Annotated in this window: 11 protein-coding genes; 7 read left to right on the top strand and 4 right to left on the bottom strand. The window is 66.7% G+C overall.

Features of this window, described 5'->3' with window-relative positions; translation table 11 throughout:
- Nucleotides 1–455 precede the first annotated feature (455 nt).
- Nucleotides 456–1733 (bottom strand): ISL3 family transposase, encoded by a 1278-nt coding sequence (locus tag Q9K23_RS04000; RefSeq protein WP_261977629.1) that lies wholly within the window; start codon nt 1731–1733, stop codon nt 456–458.
- Between the two features lie 115 nt (nt 1734–1848).
- Between Q9K23_RS04000 and Q9K23_RS03995 the strand changes: the two genes are divergently transcribed.
- From Q9K23_RS03995 to thrB, 6 genes are all read left to right on the top strand, one after another.
- On the top strand, nt 1849–3576 hold the full coding sequence (locus Q9K23_RS03995) for an HNH endonuclease signature motif containing protein (RefSeq protein WP_053778075.1): 1728 nt from the start codon (nt 1849–1851) through the stop codon (nt 3574–3576).
- Between the two features lie 77 nt (nt 3577–3653).
- Nucleotides 3654–5306 (top strand): arginine--tRNA ligase, encoded by a 1653-nt coding sequence (gene argS / locus Q9K23_RS03990; protein WP_053778076.1) that lies wholly within the window; start codon nt 3654–3656, stop codon nt 5304–5306.
- A complete protein-coding gene (lysA, locus tag Q9K23_RS03985; protein ID WP_053778077.1) occupies nt 5303–6718 on the top strand; it encodes a diaminopimelate decarboxylase in 1416 nt (471 codons plus the stop codon). Before argS ends, lysA begins: the two co-directional genes overlap by 4 nt.
- Nucleotides 6719–8056 (top strand): homoserine dehydrogenase, encoded by a 1338-nt coding sequence (locus tag Q9K23_RS03980; protein WP_053778078.1) that lies wholly within the window; start codon nt 6719–6721, stop codon nt 8054–8056.
- Nucleotides 8049–9143 (top strand): threonine synthase, encoded by a 1095-nt coding sequence (thrC, locus tag Q9K23_RS03975; protein WP_053778079.1) that lies wholly within the window; start codon nt 8049–8051, stop codon nt 9141–9143. Before Q9K23_RS03980 ends, thrC begins: the two co-directional genes overlap by 8 nt.
- Nucleotides 9144–9162: 19 nt before the next feature.
- A complete protein-coding gene (thrB, locus tag Q9K23_RS03970; RefSeq protein ID WP_238403763.1) occupies nt 9163–10104 on the top strand; it encodes a homoserine kinase in 942 nt (313 codons plus the stop codon).
- 33 nt (nt 10105–10137) lie between these two features.
- On the opposite strand, the gene Q9K23_RS03965 is transcribed toward thrB, so the two are convergent.
- Complete coding sequence (locus tag Q9K23_RS03965; protein ID WP_152972847.1) at nt 10138–10401, bottom strand: hypothetical protein; 264 nt, start codon at nt 10399–10401, stop codon at nt 10138–10140.
- 459 nt (nt 10402–10860) lie between these two features.
- Between Q9K23_RS03965 and rho the strand changes: the two genes are divergently transcribed.
- Complete coding sequence (gene rho, locus Q9K23_RS03960; RefSeq protein ID WP_053778081.1) at nt 10861–12840, top strand: transcription termination factor Rho; 1980 nt, start codon at nt 10861–10863, stop codon at nt 12838–12840.
- Between the two features lie 78 nt (nt 12841–12918).
- Here the strand turns inward: rho and Q9K23_RS03955 are convergent, their stop codons facing one another.
- Nucleotides 12919–14493: a TrkA C-terminal domain-containing protein gene (locus Q9K23_RS03955; RefSeq protein WP_053778082.1), complete on the bottom strand. Its 1575-nt coding sequence runs from the start codon at nt 14491–14493 to the stop codon at nt 12919–12921.
- A 702-nt stretch (nt 14494–15195) separates the two neighbouring features.
- Nucleotides 15196–16209, bottom strand: a complete 1014-nt coding sequence (locus Q9K23_RS03950) for a heme transporter (RefSeq protein ID WP_053778083.1) — start codon at nt 16207–16209, stop codon at nt 15196–15198.
- Nucleotides 16210–16227: the final 18 nt, after the last annotated feature.

Raw genomic sequence — 16227 nt, 5'->3', positions numbered from 1 at the left:
GGTCACGTCGACGAGCCCGGCTGTCTGAGGTTTCGACACGCCTCGTCGCTACGCTCCTCGTCGGCTCAACCACCAACTGGGCGTAGCTGATTGAGCAACATACCCGTTGGTGATTGAGCCGGGACCGAGCGGAGCGAGGACCCGTGTCGAAATCTCCGCAGCACACGCCGGGTGGTGAGCACTGCCGAGGTGGTCACGTCGACGAGCCCGGCCGTCTGAGGTTTCGACACGCCTCGTCGCTACGCTCCTCATCGGCTCAACCACCAACTGGGCGTAGCTGATTGAGCAACACGCCCGTTGGTGATTGAGCCGAGACCCCCACTTGCTGATTGAGCCGGGACCGAGCGTAGCGAGGACCCGAGTCGAAATCTCCGGAGGATGCGCCGAAAACCATCCACCCCAAACCTATTGCACACACCATCGAACACCTGTGGCTCTATTGATCTTTCTGTGGGTCAATTACGCTGCGGGAGAGTAGGACACGCACCTCCCCGCGTGAGTGTCGACATCGCGATAAGGGCTTCGGGTGTATGAAATCCGTATGCGCGTTTCGTGATTGCACGAAGGTGCGTGTTGGTGGCTTCCACCCGCGCGTTCGACACGTCACTCACGATCGAGTTGTAAATCTGAGTCTTCTGCGCCTCGACGCTGGTGGCGAGTCCGCGCATCTCGATGATCCCGCTCTCTCGAGCACAGATGATCCACCGCCCGATCGCCCGCCAGGGGTCGTTGTGCTTGCCGTGGAATACATACCGCAGTTGCTCTTTGAGTTGATAGGCGCGGGCCAACTCATCGTTTGCCCGAGAAACGACTTTGTGCTGCAGATGCAACTGGGTATCGGTCAGGTTCTCTGGATTCTTCAGCATCGCCCACCGCAGATTCCGTCGCTCAACTTTACTCAGGCCCGTGATCCGATGCATGACTCGTTGCCGGGTTCGGTCCAAAGCTTTTGTCGCCCACTGGACCACATGAAACGGGTCCATGCACCAGATAGCGTCTGGGGCGCGCTCGGCGACGACCACCGCTATGTATTTGGCGGCGTCAGCGCTGACATGGGTCAACTGCGCGGTGCGTTGCTCCCCGAGCTCATCGAAGAAGGTGTGCAGGGTCTCCTTCCTGGCCCCCTCTCGCGCCCATACCAGCCGGCCGGAGTCATGATCGACGATCACGGTCAGGTATCGGTGACCTTTGCGGTAGGCGATCTCATCAATACCGATGCGCCGCAGGTTATCCAGGCGGTCGATAGTTCCGACGTAGTCAGTGACGACGCGTTCGACGCTCCGGGTCACAGTCCGCCATGACACGCGGAGATACTCGCACACCGCCGTTGCCGGACAATGCGCGGTCAACCACGCGGCAGTGTCGTCGAACGCCCTGGTCACCTTGGCCCCAGGCCTGGCCCAGGGCACTTCTTCGGTGAGCACACCGTGTTCTGGACACCGTACTCGTCGTACCGAGGCTTGCAGATAGCAGCGCCAGCCACCGAGGTCGAGGTGGCGCCAACGTCGTGGCTGATTGCTCTGATCGTATCCAGGACAACGCTTATGACATCGAGGACATCGAGATCGCGTCTGGGCGTGAGCCCGGACCGTCACCACTACTCCCGACGTGCCGACATTGTCGACAAACTCCACATCGAGCACCGTCAGGTGCTCGACTCCCAGTAGCTTCTGCAGTACAGTGGTCGTGCGCAACGCCTTGCTCCTTCTGTTTAGTCTTCGCAAACCAAACATTATGGGAGACAGGGCGTTGCGTGCTTTAGGCGCACCGTTGGGTGCCCACAGAATCGTCAGTAGTGCCACACCTGTATCATAAAAGGATCTTCACGCGACAGGGGGGTGAGCGTCGATGACCAACGACATCGGTACAACCGATCCCCAATCCCGTGTGTCACAAGCAGTCGCCCTGATCACGCAAGGGTTGGATCTACTCGCTACCGCCGACCTCACCACCAGTGATGCCGACACCCTGATCACCATCGCGAAAACCACCGAAAAATCGTTGAACCGGTTGACCTTCCAAAGTGACCGGGTGATCACCGAAATCAACCACCGAGACATCCACCGCGACCGCGGCTACCGCACCATCTTCGCATTCATGGACACCGAACTCCACGCCTCCAACTGCAAAGCCCGTTTGGAACGGATGGACCGCGTCCAACCCGAACGATCGTTGACCGGCGAACCCACCCAGGCCGAATATCCTGAACTCGCGAAAGTCTTCGCCTCCGGTGATGCCGGCACCACCCACATCGACATCGCCCTGTCCTGGTTGAAGAAAATCCCCCTCGCCGCCGGGTTTGACGAAAAGATCGCCGCCGAACGTACCCTCGCCGGACACGCCACCGAATTCGGGGCATCCGCACTCGGCACCTGCGGCTCCCGCATCATCGCCCACATCGACCCCGACGGCGAGTTGATCGAGAAGAAAGACCGGGACCGTCGACGCGGAATCAGCCTCGGCAAGCAAGGCGCCGACGGCATGTCCAAACTGACCGGCTACGTCGACCCCATCCTGCGCGCCCGACTCGAAACACTCTTCGCCGCCTGGGGCAAACACGGGGTCAACAACCCCGACACACCGAACGGCCTGAACGGGGACAGTCGCACCGCCGAGGTCGTCGACCCCGACGGTTTGGAGGGTGCCTCGGTCAAAGACATGCGTACCCAACCCCAACGCAACCACGATGCGGTCAACGCCCTGCTGACCGCTGTGCTCGCAGACGGGATGCTCGGGAAAACCAACATGGGTGTCCCGATCCAATTGATCGTCAAAACCGATGTGAACGATCTGATCCGCGAAGCCGGATACGCCATCACCGCGACCGGAACCCTCATCCCCATGTCGGACCTGGTGGATCTCGCCGCGGACGCCCAAATGTATCTCTCGGTGTTCAAAGACCACACCGCGATCCCCCTGTACTTCGGGCAAGCGAAACGGATAGCCACCAAACATCAACGGTTGATGTTGTTTTCCGCCCCCGACGGCCATCACTGTTCGGCACCCGGATGTGACCGGGCCGCCGCACACGTCGAAATCCATCACGCGGTCAACGACTTCGCCGACGGTGGCCGCACCGACATCATCGAGTTGGCACCGGCGTGTCCCACCCATCATCGGATGGTCGGTGATCAACCCGGCCAGTACACCACCGGGAAGATCAGGTCGGGTCCGGATGAGGGCCGCACGTGGTGGCAACGGAATGCGAAACCCGGCCAACCCGACAACGAGAAGCAGGTCAACCGGCTCCCGGATGTCGGGCAACAGTATGTGGCGAACCTGGCGCAAGTGCGTGCCGAAATCCATGGCACCGAAACCAACACCACCACCACCACCACCAGCAGTACCGGTCAGCCGGGCAAGGTGACTCTCGACAGCACCACCGACGACGGGTTCGTCATGATCGATGATGATGCCCTGGTGATCAAGGTGTTCGACCCACCCATCCACATCGAACCGCCCATCGACATCTCCCCGACAGACACACAGATGAGACTCCCGATCCGGGAAGTCATCACCCCCGTCGGGCCGATCGAGACCCGACTCGTCGAGATCCTGGAAGGCCTCGGACTCTGACCTCGGTTTCGGGTGGCCAGGGTGTCCACCCGAGCCGATTGTTCCCGTTCACGGCACGCCCAATAGGATGATGTGTTGTGACTCCCGCCGACCTTGCCGTGCTATTGAGCACTGTGACCCGCGGTGTCGTCGCCGACCATGGCCTCGACACCTCGCTGGTCCCCGATTCGATCGTGGTCGAGCGCCCACGCAGCGCCGATCACGGTGACTATGCCACCAACATCGCACTCCAACTCGGCAAGCGCCTCGGCGTCGTGCCCCGTGATCTCGCCGGCTGGCTGGCCGAGGCCTTCGCCGCCACCGAGGGCATCGAGAAGGCCGAGGTCGCAGGCCCCGGATTCGTCAACGTCTGGCTGGCCGCCGCCGCACAGAACACCGTCATCACCGCCGTGCTCGAGCAGGGGGAGAACTACGGCCGCGGCGACGAGATCGCCGACAAGGTGATCAACCTCGAGTTCGTGTCCGCCAACCCGACCGGCCCGATCCACCTCGGTGGAACCCGCTGGGCCGCGGTCGGCGACGCACTCGGACGCGTCCTGGCCGCCCGCGGCGCGCAGGTCACCCGCGAGTACTACTTCAACGACCACGGCTCCCAGATCGACCGCTTCGCCAGGTCGCTGGAGGCGTCCGCGCAGGGCCTTCCCGCACCCGAGGACGGCTATGCCGGTGAGTACATCGTCGACATCGCCAAGCAGATCGTCGCCAAGGCCCCCGGTGTCCTCGACCTCACCGAGGCCGAGCGGGTCGAGACCTTCCGCGCGCAGGGCGTGGAGCTGATGTTCGACCACATCAAGACCAGCCTGCACGAGTTCGGCACCGACTTCGATGTCTACACCCACGAGGACTCCATGTTCACGTCGGGCCTGGTGGATCGCTGCATCACCGAACTCAAGGCCAACGGCAACCTGTACGAGGCCGACGGCGCGTGGTGGCTGCGGACCACCAACTACGGCGACGACAAGGATCGTGTCGTCATCAAGAGCGACGGCGAGGCCGCCTACATCGCCGGCGACATCGCCTACTACCAGGACAAGCGCGACCGCGGCTTCAACCTGTGTATCTACATGCTCGGCGCCGATCACCACGGCTACATCAAGCGCCTCAAGGCCGCCGCCGCATCACTCGGCGACGACCCGGAGACCGTCGAGGTCCTCATCGGGCAGATGGTCAACCTGGTCAAGGACGGCAAGCCGGTCCGGATGTCCAAGCGCGCCGGAACGGTCATCACCCTCGACGACCTCGTCGACGCCGTCGGTGTGGACGCCGCCCGCTATGCGCTCATCCGCTCGTCGATCGACGTCAACATCGACATCGACCTCGACCTGCTGGCCAAGCAGTCCAACGACAACCCGGTCTACTACGTGCAGTACGCGCATGCCCGGCTGTCGGCGCTCGGCCGCAATGCCACCGAGCTGGGTCTCACCGCGAGTACCGAGCACCTCGAACTGCTCGACAGCGATCCCGAGGCCGACCTGATCAAGACGATCGGCGACTTCGACGAGGTGGTCACGACCGCGGCCACCCTGCGTGAACCGCACCGAGTGTGTCGCTACCTGGAGACCCTCGCGGGCACCTATCACCGCTTCTACGCGCACTGCCGCGTGCTCCCGCAGGGTGACGAGGAAGCCGGTGACATCCATCGGGCCCGGCTCGCACTGTGTGCCGCGAGCCGTCAGGTCCTCGCCAACGGACTCGCACTCGTCGGCGTCACCGCACCGGAGCGCATGTGAACGCCCATCCGGCCGGCCCCCGCCACGCGGAACCGCTGGCCGCACCGAGCCTCGCCCAGAAGCCCAACGATCCCGCGGTCCTCGCCGAGATCCCCGCCGCGGTGTACCCGCGTAACGCCGTCCGCGGCGAATCCGGGGAACTGACCATCGCCGGTGTCGGCGTGGCCGAACTCGCCGAGACCTACGGCACGCCGCTGTTCGTGGTCGACGAGGCCGACTTCCGGTCGCGTTGCTCGGACATGATGGAGGCCTTCGGGCCCTACGGCCGCGTGCACTACGCCTCCAAGGCGTTCCTGTGCACCGAGATCGCCCGTTGGGTGGAGCAGGAAGGCCTGTCCCTCGACGTCTGCTCCGGCGGTGAACTCGCGATCGCCCTGCACGCCGGATTCCCGTCCGAGCGGATCGCCCTGCACGGCAACAACAAGAGCGAGGCCGAACTGGCCGCCGCCCTCGATGCCGGGGTGGGCCACGTGGTGCTCGACTCGATGATCGAGATCGAGCGGCTCGACGCCCTTGCCGGTGAACGCGGTGTGGTGGCCGACGTGCTGGTCCGGGTGACCGTCGGCGTCGAGGCGCACACCCACGAGTTCATCTCCACCGCCCACGAGGACCAGAAGTTCGGGTTCTCGCTCGCCGGTGGGGTCGCGATGGAGGCGGTCCGCCGTGTCTTCGCCACCGACAACCTGCGTCTGGTCGGCCTGCACAGCCACATCGGTTCGCAGATCTTCGACATGGACGGATTCGAGCTCGCCGCACACCGCGTCCTCGGCCTGCTCCACGACGTCGTCGCCGAATTCGGTCTCGAGAAGACCTCGCAGATGGCGATCGTGGATCTCGGTGGCGGACTGGGTATCTCGTACCTGCCAGAGGATCGTCCGCTGCCGATCGGGGCGGTCGCCGAGCGTCTGGCCGAGATCGTGCGCAAGGAATCGGCGGCCGTGGGGCTGCCGATGCCGACCCTGGCCGTCGAGCCCGGCCGGGCCATCGCAGGCCCCGGCACCGTCACCCTCTACCGCGTCGGCACCGTCAAGGACGTCGAACTCGGTGGCGGCATGACCCGCCGGTATGTGTCGGTGGACGGCGGCATGAGCGACAACATCCGCACCGTGCTCTACGACGCCGAGTACGACGTCCGGCTGGTGTCGCGGGTGTCCGACGCGGACGCCGTGGTCAGCCGCGTCGTCGGCAAGCACTGCGAGAGCGGCGACATCGTCATCAAGGACTGCTGGCTGCCCGGGGACCTCGCACCCGGTGACCTCATCGCGGTCGCCGCGACCGGCGCCTACTGTTATTCGATGTCCTCGCGCTACAACATGACGATGCGGCCGGCCGTGGTCGGCGTCGCCGGCGGCGAATCCCGCGTGATCCTGCGCCGCGAGACCATCGCCGATTTCCTGAGGTTGGAGACCTAGGTGAACACACAGACAGACAACCCCACCGGGGAACAGGCCGAAGCCCGCAGCATCGGGGTGGCGGTGCTCGGCATGGGCAACGTCGGCACCGAGGTGGTGCGGATTCTCGACGAGAGCGCCGCCGACCTGCGCGCCCGCGTCGGCGCCGACCTGGTGCTGCGCGGGGTGGCGGTCCGCGATCTCGCCAAGCCGCGCAAGATCGACGCCGCGCTGCTGACCACCGATCCCGAAGCGCTGGTCACCCGCGACGACGTCGACATCGTGGTGGAGCTGATGGGTGGTATCGATCCCGCCCGCGCACTCATCCGCAAGGCGCTCGAGAGCGGCAAGTCGGTGGTCACCGCCAACAAGGCACTGCTGGCGGAGTACACCGGTGAGCTGGCGACCGCCGCGGCGAGCGCCCGGGCCGACCTGTACTTCGAGGCGGCCGTCGCCGGTGCGATCCCGGTGATCCGCCCGCTGACCCAGTCGCTGGCCGGTGACACCGTCGAACGCGTCGCCGGAATCGTCAACGGCACCACCAACTTCATCCTTTCGGCGATGGCCGAGACCGGTGCCGACTACGCCGACACGCTGGCCGAGGCGGGCCGGCTGGGCTACGCCGAGGCTGACCCGACCGCCGACGTCGAAGGGTATGACGCCGCGGCCAAGGCCGCGATCCTCGCGTCGATCGCCTTCCACACCCGCGTGACGGCCGCCGACGTGTACCGCGAGGGCATCAGCGCCGTCACCGCCGACGACCTCGTCGCCGCCCGCAAGTTCGACTGCACCATCAAGCTGCTGGCGATCTGTGAACGGGTGCGCGACGCCGAAGGCGCACAAAGTGTCTCGGCGCGGGTCTACCCGGCACTGATCCCGCTGACCCATCCGCTGGCATCGGTCAACGGGGCGTTCAACGCCATCGTCGTCGAGGCGCAGAACGCCGGACGGCTGATGTTCTACGGTCAGGGCGCCGGTGGCGCACCGACCGCATCGGCGGTGCTCGGCGATCTCGTGATGGCCGCCCGCAACAAGGTGAACGGCGGCCGGGGGCCGCTGGAGTCCACCTATGCCTCGCTGCCGATCTCCAGCATCGACGACGTGCCGACCCGCTACTACGTGTCGATGCGGGTGGCCGACCGCCCGGGGGTCCTCGCGCAGATCGCCAACGAGTTCTCCCAGCGTTCGGTGAGCCTGGCCGCGGTCCGGCAGGAAGGGGCAGGCGACGACGCCCGCCTCAACGTCGTGACCCATCGGGCACCCGACAGCGCACAGTCGGAATGTGTTGCAGCCCTAGAAGACATGGACGCCGTGATCAAGGTGTCGAGCGTCCTGCGATTGGAAGGTACCGATGACTGACACCACCTCAACCGTTCCCGCGCCGGTGCACAAGGGCTGGCCCGGCCTGATCGAGGCATACCGGTCACGGCTGCCCGTCGCCGACGACTGGAAGGTGGTCACCCTCCTCGAGGGCGCCACCCCGCTCATCTCGGCGCCGCATCTGTCCGAGATCACCGGCTGCGAGGTGTATCTGAAGGTCGAGGGCCTCAACCCGACCGGCTCGTTCAAGGACCGCGGCATGACCATGGCGGTCAGCAACGCGGTCAACAACGGCAAGACCGCCGTGCTGTGCGCGTCCACCGGCAACACCTCGGCATCGGCGGCCGCCTACGCCACCCGCGCCGGGATCACCTGTGCCGTCCTGATCCCCGAGGGCAAGATCGCGATGGGCAAGCTCGCCCAGGCGGTCATGCACGGCGCCAAGATCATCCAGGTGCAGGGCAACTTCGACGACTGCCTCGAACTGGCCCGCAAGGCCACCGCCGAATTCGGTGAGATCGAGTTGGTGAACTCGGTCAACCCGGCCCGCATCGAGGGCCAGAAGACCGCCGCATTCGAGATCGTCGACGTCCTCGGCCGCGCCCCCGACGTGCACGCGCTGCCGGTCGGCAACGCGGGCAACATCACCGCGTACTGGAAGGGCTACACCGAGTACCACGCCGACGGCATCTCCACGACGTTGCCGCGGATGCTCGGCACCCAGGCCGCCGGTGCGGCCCCGCTGGTGCTCGGCGAGCCGGTGAAGAACCCGGAGACCATCGCGACCGCCATCCGTATCGGCGCACCGGCCAGCTGGAACCAGGCCGTGGCCGCCAAGGAGCAGTCCGGTGGACAGTTCCGTGCCGCCACCGACGAGAAACTGCTCGAGGCATACCGTCTGATCGCCGGGCGTGAGGGCGTCTTCGTCGAGCCCGCCTCCGCGGCGAGTGTCGCCGGCCTGCTGGCGGCGCGCGAGGAGGGCTGGGTGTCCAAGGGCGAGCTGGTGGTCTGCACGGTCACCGGCAACGGCCTCAAGGACCCCGACACCGCGCTGTCGGGGATGCCCGAGGTGGAGACGATCCAGGTCGATCCGGTGGCGGTGGCCCATGCCCTCGGCGTCGCCTGAGATCGACCGAGCATCACAGATGGTCACGCCCGATACGATCTATCGTCAACTGCCCGAAGGTCTTTCGGTGCGGGTGCGGGTTCCTGCGTCGAGCGCCAACCTGGGTCCGGGATTCGATTGCCTCGGTATCGCACTCGGCATCCACGACGAGATCGACGTGGCGACCACGGCCGGTGGCATCACCGTCGACGTGACCGGTGAGGCCGCCACCGACGTCCCGCTGGACGCCAACCACCTCGTCGTGCGCGCGGTGCTGGGCGGGCTCGCGCACGCCGGGTTCTCGGTGGCCGGTCTGCACCTGTCGGCGACCAACGTGATCCCGCATTCGCGGGGCCTGGGATCGTCTGCGGCGGCAGCGGTCTCGGGTCTGGCCGCGGCATCGGGGCTGCTGGCTGCCTCCGGGCTGGCCGACCGGCTGACCGCCGACGAGATGGTCCAGCTCTCCAGCGAGTTCGAGGGACACCCCGACAATGCGGCGGCCAGTGTCCTCGGCTCGGCCGTGGTCACGTGGACCGAGTCCAGCGACGGGCTCAACCGCTATCACGCGCGCCGGCTGCGAGTGCATCCCGACATCTGTGCCACCGTCTTCGTCCCGGAGACCGAATCGTCCACCGCGGTCACCCGAGGGCTGCTGCCCGACGCGGTGCCGCGCGTCGACGCGGTGGCCAACCTGAGTCGTTCGGCTCTCGCCGTCGTCGCCCTGACCTCCGACCCGAGCTGCCTGCTGGCGGCCACCGAGGATCGCCTGCATCAGCCGTACCGGGCCGAGGCGATGCGTCCGACCGCCGATCTGGTGGCGGCACTTCGGGCCCGCGGCCACGCCGCGACCGTGTCCGGTGCCGGACCGAGCGTGCTCGTCCTGGGTTCGGGACCGCTGCCCGCCGATGCCCGCTCGCTGGGCGTCGAGTTCGGTTTCACGCCGAAGTCGGTGGAGATCGCCGGCGGCGTCGAGATCGCCTGACACCTGCAGTGGGGGACGGGACGGCACCGTCGGTCACCGACCGACGGTGCCGGTTTCGTCGGTACTGCACTCGTCGGTACTGAACTCGTCGGTACTGAACTCGTCGGTGCCGAATCGATCGGGGAACGGTTCGGTGTCCGCTCGGCGTGAACCTCGAGGATCTCCCGTCCGGGGATCGGGGGCCACCGCCGCAACCGACCTGACCTCGGGCACCGGCACACACCAGCACCGATGTGCCTGGTCGACGTGCACCGGGTCGACGCGCACCGGGCCGTTGTTCGCCGGGACGATGGCCACCGGGTCGACGTGACCGGGCTGATCCCGCCCGGGTTCACCTGCCTGCGACGGTCCGGTCGGGAACGGATACGGCCGCCCGTGACGTTCGATGGAACAGGGTTGCGCGATTCGCGGGAACAATGAGGCGGATCGGCGTGTTGCTCCCATTGTGGACGCGGGTTATCATAAGCTCGTCTAGCCGCGAAGGCTCGTTCAGCCGTCTATCTCGGGTGATCAAGATCTCGAAACAGTCCGCGTGATTCCGGGTATCCGATCACCGGCAGCGATCTCCGAGCTTCGTGCCGTTCTCGACACGGCCGTTCTGTTGCGCCGAGCGCAGGATGACACTCGCAGCCCGACCCTGATCTCTGACCCCGTCCACCGAGGACGGGAATCCCCCGGACCCGGCACACCGTCGGACCCGGGAGGTGGAATGAAGCCCTCCGCGGACGTGACCTGCGGAGGAACGAAAGGACATCCGTGACCGATACGGACCTGATCACTGCGCCGGCTTCACCCGACAACGATTCTGCGGGTACCGGCGCGCCCAAGACCCGCACCCGCGCGGCCCGCACCGGGCTGTCCGGCATGGTCTTGAGCGAGCTGCGTGCCCTGGCCGGTGAGCTGGGCATCAAGGGGACCTCCGGCATGCGCAAGGGCGATCTCATCGCCGCGATCAAGGAGCGTCAGGCCGCGGCCTCGCCGAAGGCCGCTGCCCCCGAACAGATGACACTCGCCGACGAGGTGCCGGCACCCCGCACCCGACGCACCACCAAGAAGGCCGACGCCGCCAAGGCCGAGACCGCCGAGCCCGAGGGCGCTGCGGCCACAAAGACCGAGGCCCCCAAGGCCCAGGCAGCCAAGAGCGACGCGCCCAAGGCCGACGCCGACAAGGCCGATGGCCCCAAGGCAGGCGCCGACAAGGCCGAATCCGCCGGTGACGACGCGAAGAGCGCCGACGCCAAGTCCGACGACGCGGGCCGTGGACGCAACAACCGCGGCGAGGCGCGCAACGCCGACGACGACGAGTCGGGTGAGGGCGGCAACCGCAACCGCAACAACCGCAACCGCAATCGCGAGAACAACCAGAACCGCGAGGGTGGCCAGGGCCGGGACAGCCGCGACAACCGGGACAACCGCAGCGGCCAGGGTAACCAGGGTGGCAACGGCCCGGCCGGCAACCGCAACAACGCCAACAACGACGAGGACGACGAGCAGGGCGGACGCCGTCGCGGCCGTCGATTCCGCGAGCGTCGTCGTGGACGTGAGCGCGAGGGCGGCACCCCCACCGAACCGCAGGTCAGCGACGACGATGTCTTGCAGCCGGTCGCCGGTATCCTCGACGTCCTCGACAACTACGCGTTCGTCCGGACCTCCGGCTACCTGGCCGGCCCGAACGACGTCTACGTGTCGATGAACCTGGTGCGCAAGAACGGATTGCGCCGCGGTGATGCCATCACCGGTGCGGTCAAGGTTCCGCGTGAGGGCGAGCAGCCCAACCAGCGGCAGAAGTTCAACCCGCTGGTCCGCCTCGACACCGTCAACGGCGGTGACGTCGAGGCCGCCCGCAAGCGCGCCGAGTTCAACAAGCTCACCCCGCTGTACCCCAACCAGCGGCTGCGACTGGAGACCACGCCGGATCGCCTGTCGACCCGCGTGATCGACCTGATCATGCCGATCGGCAAGGGTCAGCGCGCGCTGATCGTGTCGCCGCCCAAGGCCGGTAAGACCACGATCCTGCAGGACATCGCCAACGCGATCACCACCAACAACCCGGAATGCCACCTGATGGTGGTGCTCGTCGACGAGCGTCCGGAAGAGGTCACCGACATGCAGCGCTCGGTGAAGGGTGAGGTCATCGCCTCCACCTTCGACCGTCCGCCGTCAGACCACACCTCGGTCGCCGAGCTCGCCATCGAGCGTGCCAAGCGCCTCGTCGAGGGTGGCAAGGACGTCGTGGTGCTGCTCGACTCGATCACCCGCCTCGGCCGCGCCTACAACAACGCGTCGCCGGCGTCGGGCCGTATCCTGTCCGGTGGTGTCGACTCGACCGCGCTGTACCCGCCGAAGCGTTTCCTGGGTGCCGCTCGCAACATCGAGAACGGCGGATCGCTGACCATCATCGCCTCGGCGCTGGTGGAGACCGGTTCGACCGGTGACACCGTCATCTTCGAGGAGTTCAAGGGCACCGGCAACGCCGAGCTCAAGCTCGATCGGAAGATCTCCGAGCGTCGCGTCTTCCCGGCTGTCGACGTCAACCTCTCGAGCACCCGTAAGGACGAGTTGCTGCTCGCCCCCGAGGAGTTCGCGATCGTGCACAAGCTCCGTCGTGTGCTCAGCGGACTCGACTCGCAGCAGGCGATCGATCTGCTGGTCAGCCAGCTGAAGAAGACCCGCAACAACATCGAGTTCCTGATGCAGGTGCAGACCAACGCACCGGGAGCGATGAAGGACGACTAGAGTCCACCGCAGTTCTCCGACGAGACCCGTCGGGCGCATGGCAGCATGCGTCCGGCGGGTCTCGTCGTCGGACCGGTGTCAGAGGGCCGAGAGGACCTGCGCGAGAAGGATCTTCACGACCATCGCGGCCGGATACACCAGGGCGTAGCCCAGGGCGATACGTGGATCGTCGCCGCCACGGGCGTTGGCGAAGGCCAGATGGGCCGGATTGGTCTGGGTACCGGCGAGAACGCCTGCGAGACGGACTTTTCCGGTGCGCAGCACCCACCGGCACACGGCATACATGCCCACTGCCATCACCGTCGAACATGCCGCGCCGGTGACCAGCATGTCGACGATGGCACCGCTGGTGAACGCATCGAGGATCAGCGATCCGGCCTTGGTGCCGGCGTACGCCAGGAACAGCAGCAATCCCAGTTCGGTGATCACCTGCGCCGACGTCAACGGCATGGAGGTCACGACCGGGCCGATCCGACCGATCCGGCCGAGGATCAGGCCGACGACGAGAGTGCCGGCGGCCGCACCCAGCGACAGGGTGCCCAGTCCCGGTACCGGGATCGGCACCAATCCGACGGCCAGACCGATCGCGATACCGAAACCCAGTGCCATCGCGTTGATCTCGGTGAGGCCGCGCGACGAGTCGCCGAGCACACCGGCCACCTGCCCCATCTGCTCGGGTGGCGCCACCACGCGGACGCGGTCACCGAGTTGCAGTGGGGTGTCGGGGGTGGCCACCAGATCGGTGTCGCCGCGGCGCAGACGCGTGATGGCGGCGCCGTAGCGATCGAGCTCGAGGTCCCGGACGCGACGGCCGGCCCATCGCGGCGCCGAGACGGTGATCCGGCGGAAATCCAGCGCGCTGCGGTCGGCGGTCAGATCGTGCGAGGAACGATGCCCGATCTCGTCGACGAGGGCGTCGACCTCCGACGGCGGCCCGACCACGGTGACCAGATCGCCGTGACGCAGGGTCTGTTCGTCGCCGACGGGTTCGGGAGGTTCGGCCGGATCATGGGCCAGCCGCGAGAAGGTCAGGCGATTGCCGTGGCGGGCACGCAGATCGGCGACGCCCACGTCGTCGCCTTCCACCCGGACCGTGAGATCGATCACCTTCTCGGGGGTGTCGGGGTCGGGATTGCCGAAGCGGAACGCGAGGGTGACCATGACGAGCATCAGGATCACGCCGAAGACGTAGGCGGTGGCATAGCCGACGGTGGCCTCGGCCGACCCGCCCGCAGCGGCGAGCGCTGGGGTGTTGGTCACCGCACCGGCGAATGTTCCGGCGATGGCGGTGGGCGACAGCCCGAACGCGGCCCCCACCAGATACACAGTCACCGCGGCCGTGCACACCACCGCGGCGACCGTCACCACCAACTGCCACGCGGTGCGCAGTGATGCGAAGAAGCTCGGTCCCGCAACGAGTCCCGTGGTGAAGGCGAACAGGACCAGGCCCAGGTTGCCGATCACCTCGGGCAGGGTGAGTTCGACGTCCACGGCGCTACCGAGGGCGGTCAGGACGATCGCGGTGAACAGCACCGCGGCCGGGCCCAGGCCCACACCGCGCAGCTGGACACGCCCGATCGTCACCCCGATCCCCACGATCAGCGCCAGATAGATCAGTGGTTGATCGGCGAACAACCCAAGAATCGCGGTCATCGTGTCACCTGCTCGGCCATGCCAGCAGTATCGGTGCCGGCGGCGAGTCCTGCAGGGGTCGGCTCAACCATCGACTCGATGTTGGTGGTTGAGGCGGGAACCTTTTTGGTGATTGAGCTGGGAACCTCTATTGGTGATTGAGCCGGGACCGAGCGTAGCGAGGACCCGTGTCGAAATCTCTGGAGCGTGGGCTGGGTGGTGATCGCTTCTGGGGTGGTCGTGTTCCGGCGTCGGCTGTCTGAGGTTTCGACTCGACTTGTCGCTTCGCTCCTCGTCGGCTCAACCACCGTGGGAAGGCTCAACCATCAACGGGTGGTTGGTGATTGAGCCGTGCCCCTTTTGGTGATTGAGCCGGGACCGAGCGTAGCGAGGACCCGTGTCGAAATCTCTGGAGCATGCGCTGGGTGGTGATCGCTTCTGGGGTGGTCGTGTTCCGGCGTCGGCTGTCTGAGGTTTCGACTCGACTTGTCGCTTCGCTCCTCGTCGGCTCAACCACCGTGGGAAGGCTCAACCATCAACGGGTGGTTGGTGATTGAGCCGTGCCCCTTTTGGTGATTGAGCCGGGACCGAGCGTAGCGAGGACCCGTGTCGAAATCTCCGCAGCATACGCTGGGTGGTGCTCACCTCCGAAGTGGTTTCGGCTCAACCATCCACTCGGCGTTGGTGATTGAGCCGAGACCGAGAATCGCGGCGAGTCGACGATCAGTGTACGAGGTCGGAGACCAGCTGCTGCCAGCCTTCGAACACCCCGGCGGCCACCGGACCGGTCTGTGTGGCGATCAGCGCGCAACGCCCGCGACGGTCGTACAGCTCGATCGAACCGGTCGGGCCCCAGACGCCGTCGGCGCGGGTCACCCAGCACTCGGCGAGCTGCGCGAAGTCGACCATCATCCGGGCGCCACCCGATGCCAACACCATCTGCCCGCGGTGCTCGCGGGCGCCGTCGAGGTGATCGTGGTGTAGCTGGACGCAGCCCGGTCCGGTGGCGGCCAGCGTCATCGGCATCCCCAGCAGCGCGGCATGCTCGAGTGCGGCGATCACCCGCCGCGGTTCGACGAGCGCACAGCCCTGGTCGGTGAGACCGGGCAGACTCTCGCGTCGCGACACCCCGTGGTCGTCGAGGATCGAGTCGAACTGCGCGATCTGGTCGGTGGCCGGTGCCCCGGGATCGACCGATACATCGGTGTCGACAGATGTGCCGGACTGTTCCTCCGGCACGGCCGGGGCGAGTCCCTCCGGGGTGGCCAGGGCGATCGACTCGAAGGCGAGCCGGTCACTGCGCTCGGTGAGATAGGTGGCGTGGGCGGTGTTGCCCTCGGCGTCGAACCACCGCAGCGTCGGCGGCAGATGTGCGGCCGGCTCGGTGATCAGCACCGTGCCGAGCCGGGCGGGATTGATCCGCAACGAGATCCGCGACGGCCCGCAGCGCAGGGGCCCACCCGGCAGCTCGGGGGCGTGATGCATCCCGACCGCGTTCATCACGACCGGCCCGGCCACCGTCACCCCGACGACCTGATCGAGGTGGGGTAGGGCGGCAACGGCCGCCTGTACCCCGCCGTCGATCACCGTGCCGGCGAACCCCGGCGTGTCCAGCAACGCCTGGAGGTCGCTGCCGGCCCGACATCGGCACCCGAAATGGCGCCCGCACGGGCGCGACGCGGCGGCATCGGGCCCCACAGCAGGGGAGTCGGTCGGGTCATCGGGGGTTGCGGGCATGGTGTCCTTTCGCCCGAG

It is taken from the genome of Gordonia sp. NB41Y, assembly GCF_030718915.1.
Classification (GTDB): Bacteria; Actinomycetota; Actinomycetes; order Mycobacteriales; family Mycobacteriaceae; genus Gordonia; species Gordonia desulfuricans.
The sequence above is the reverse complement of the archived record's forward strand: the minus strand, read 5'-3'. Positions and strand labels throughout refer to the sequence as shown.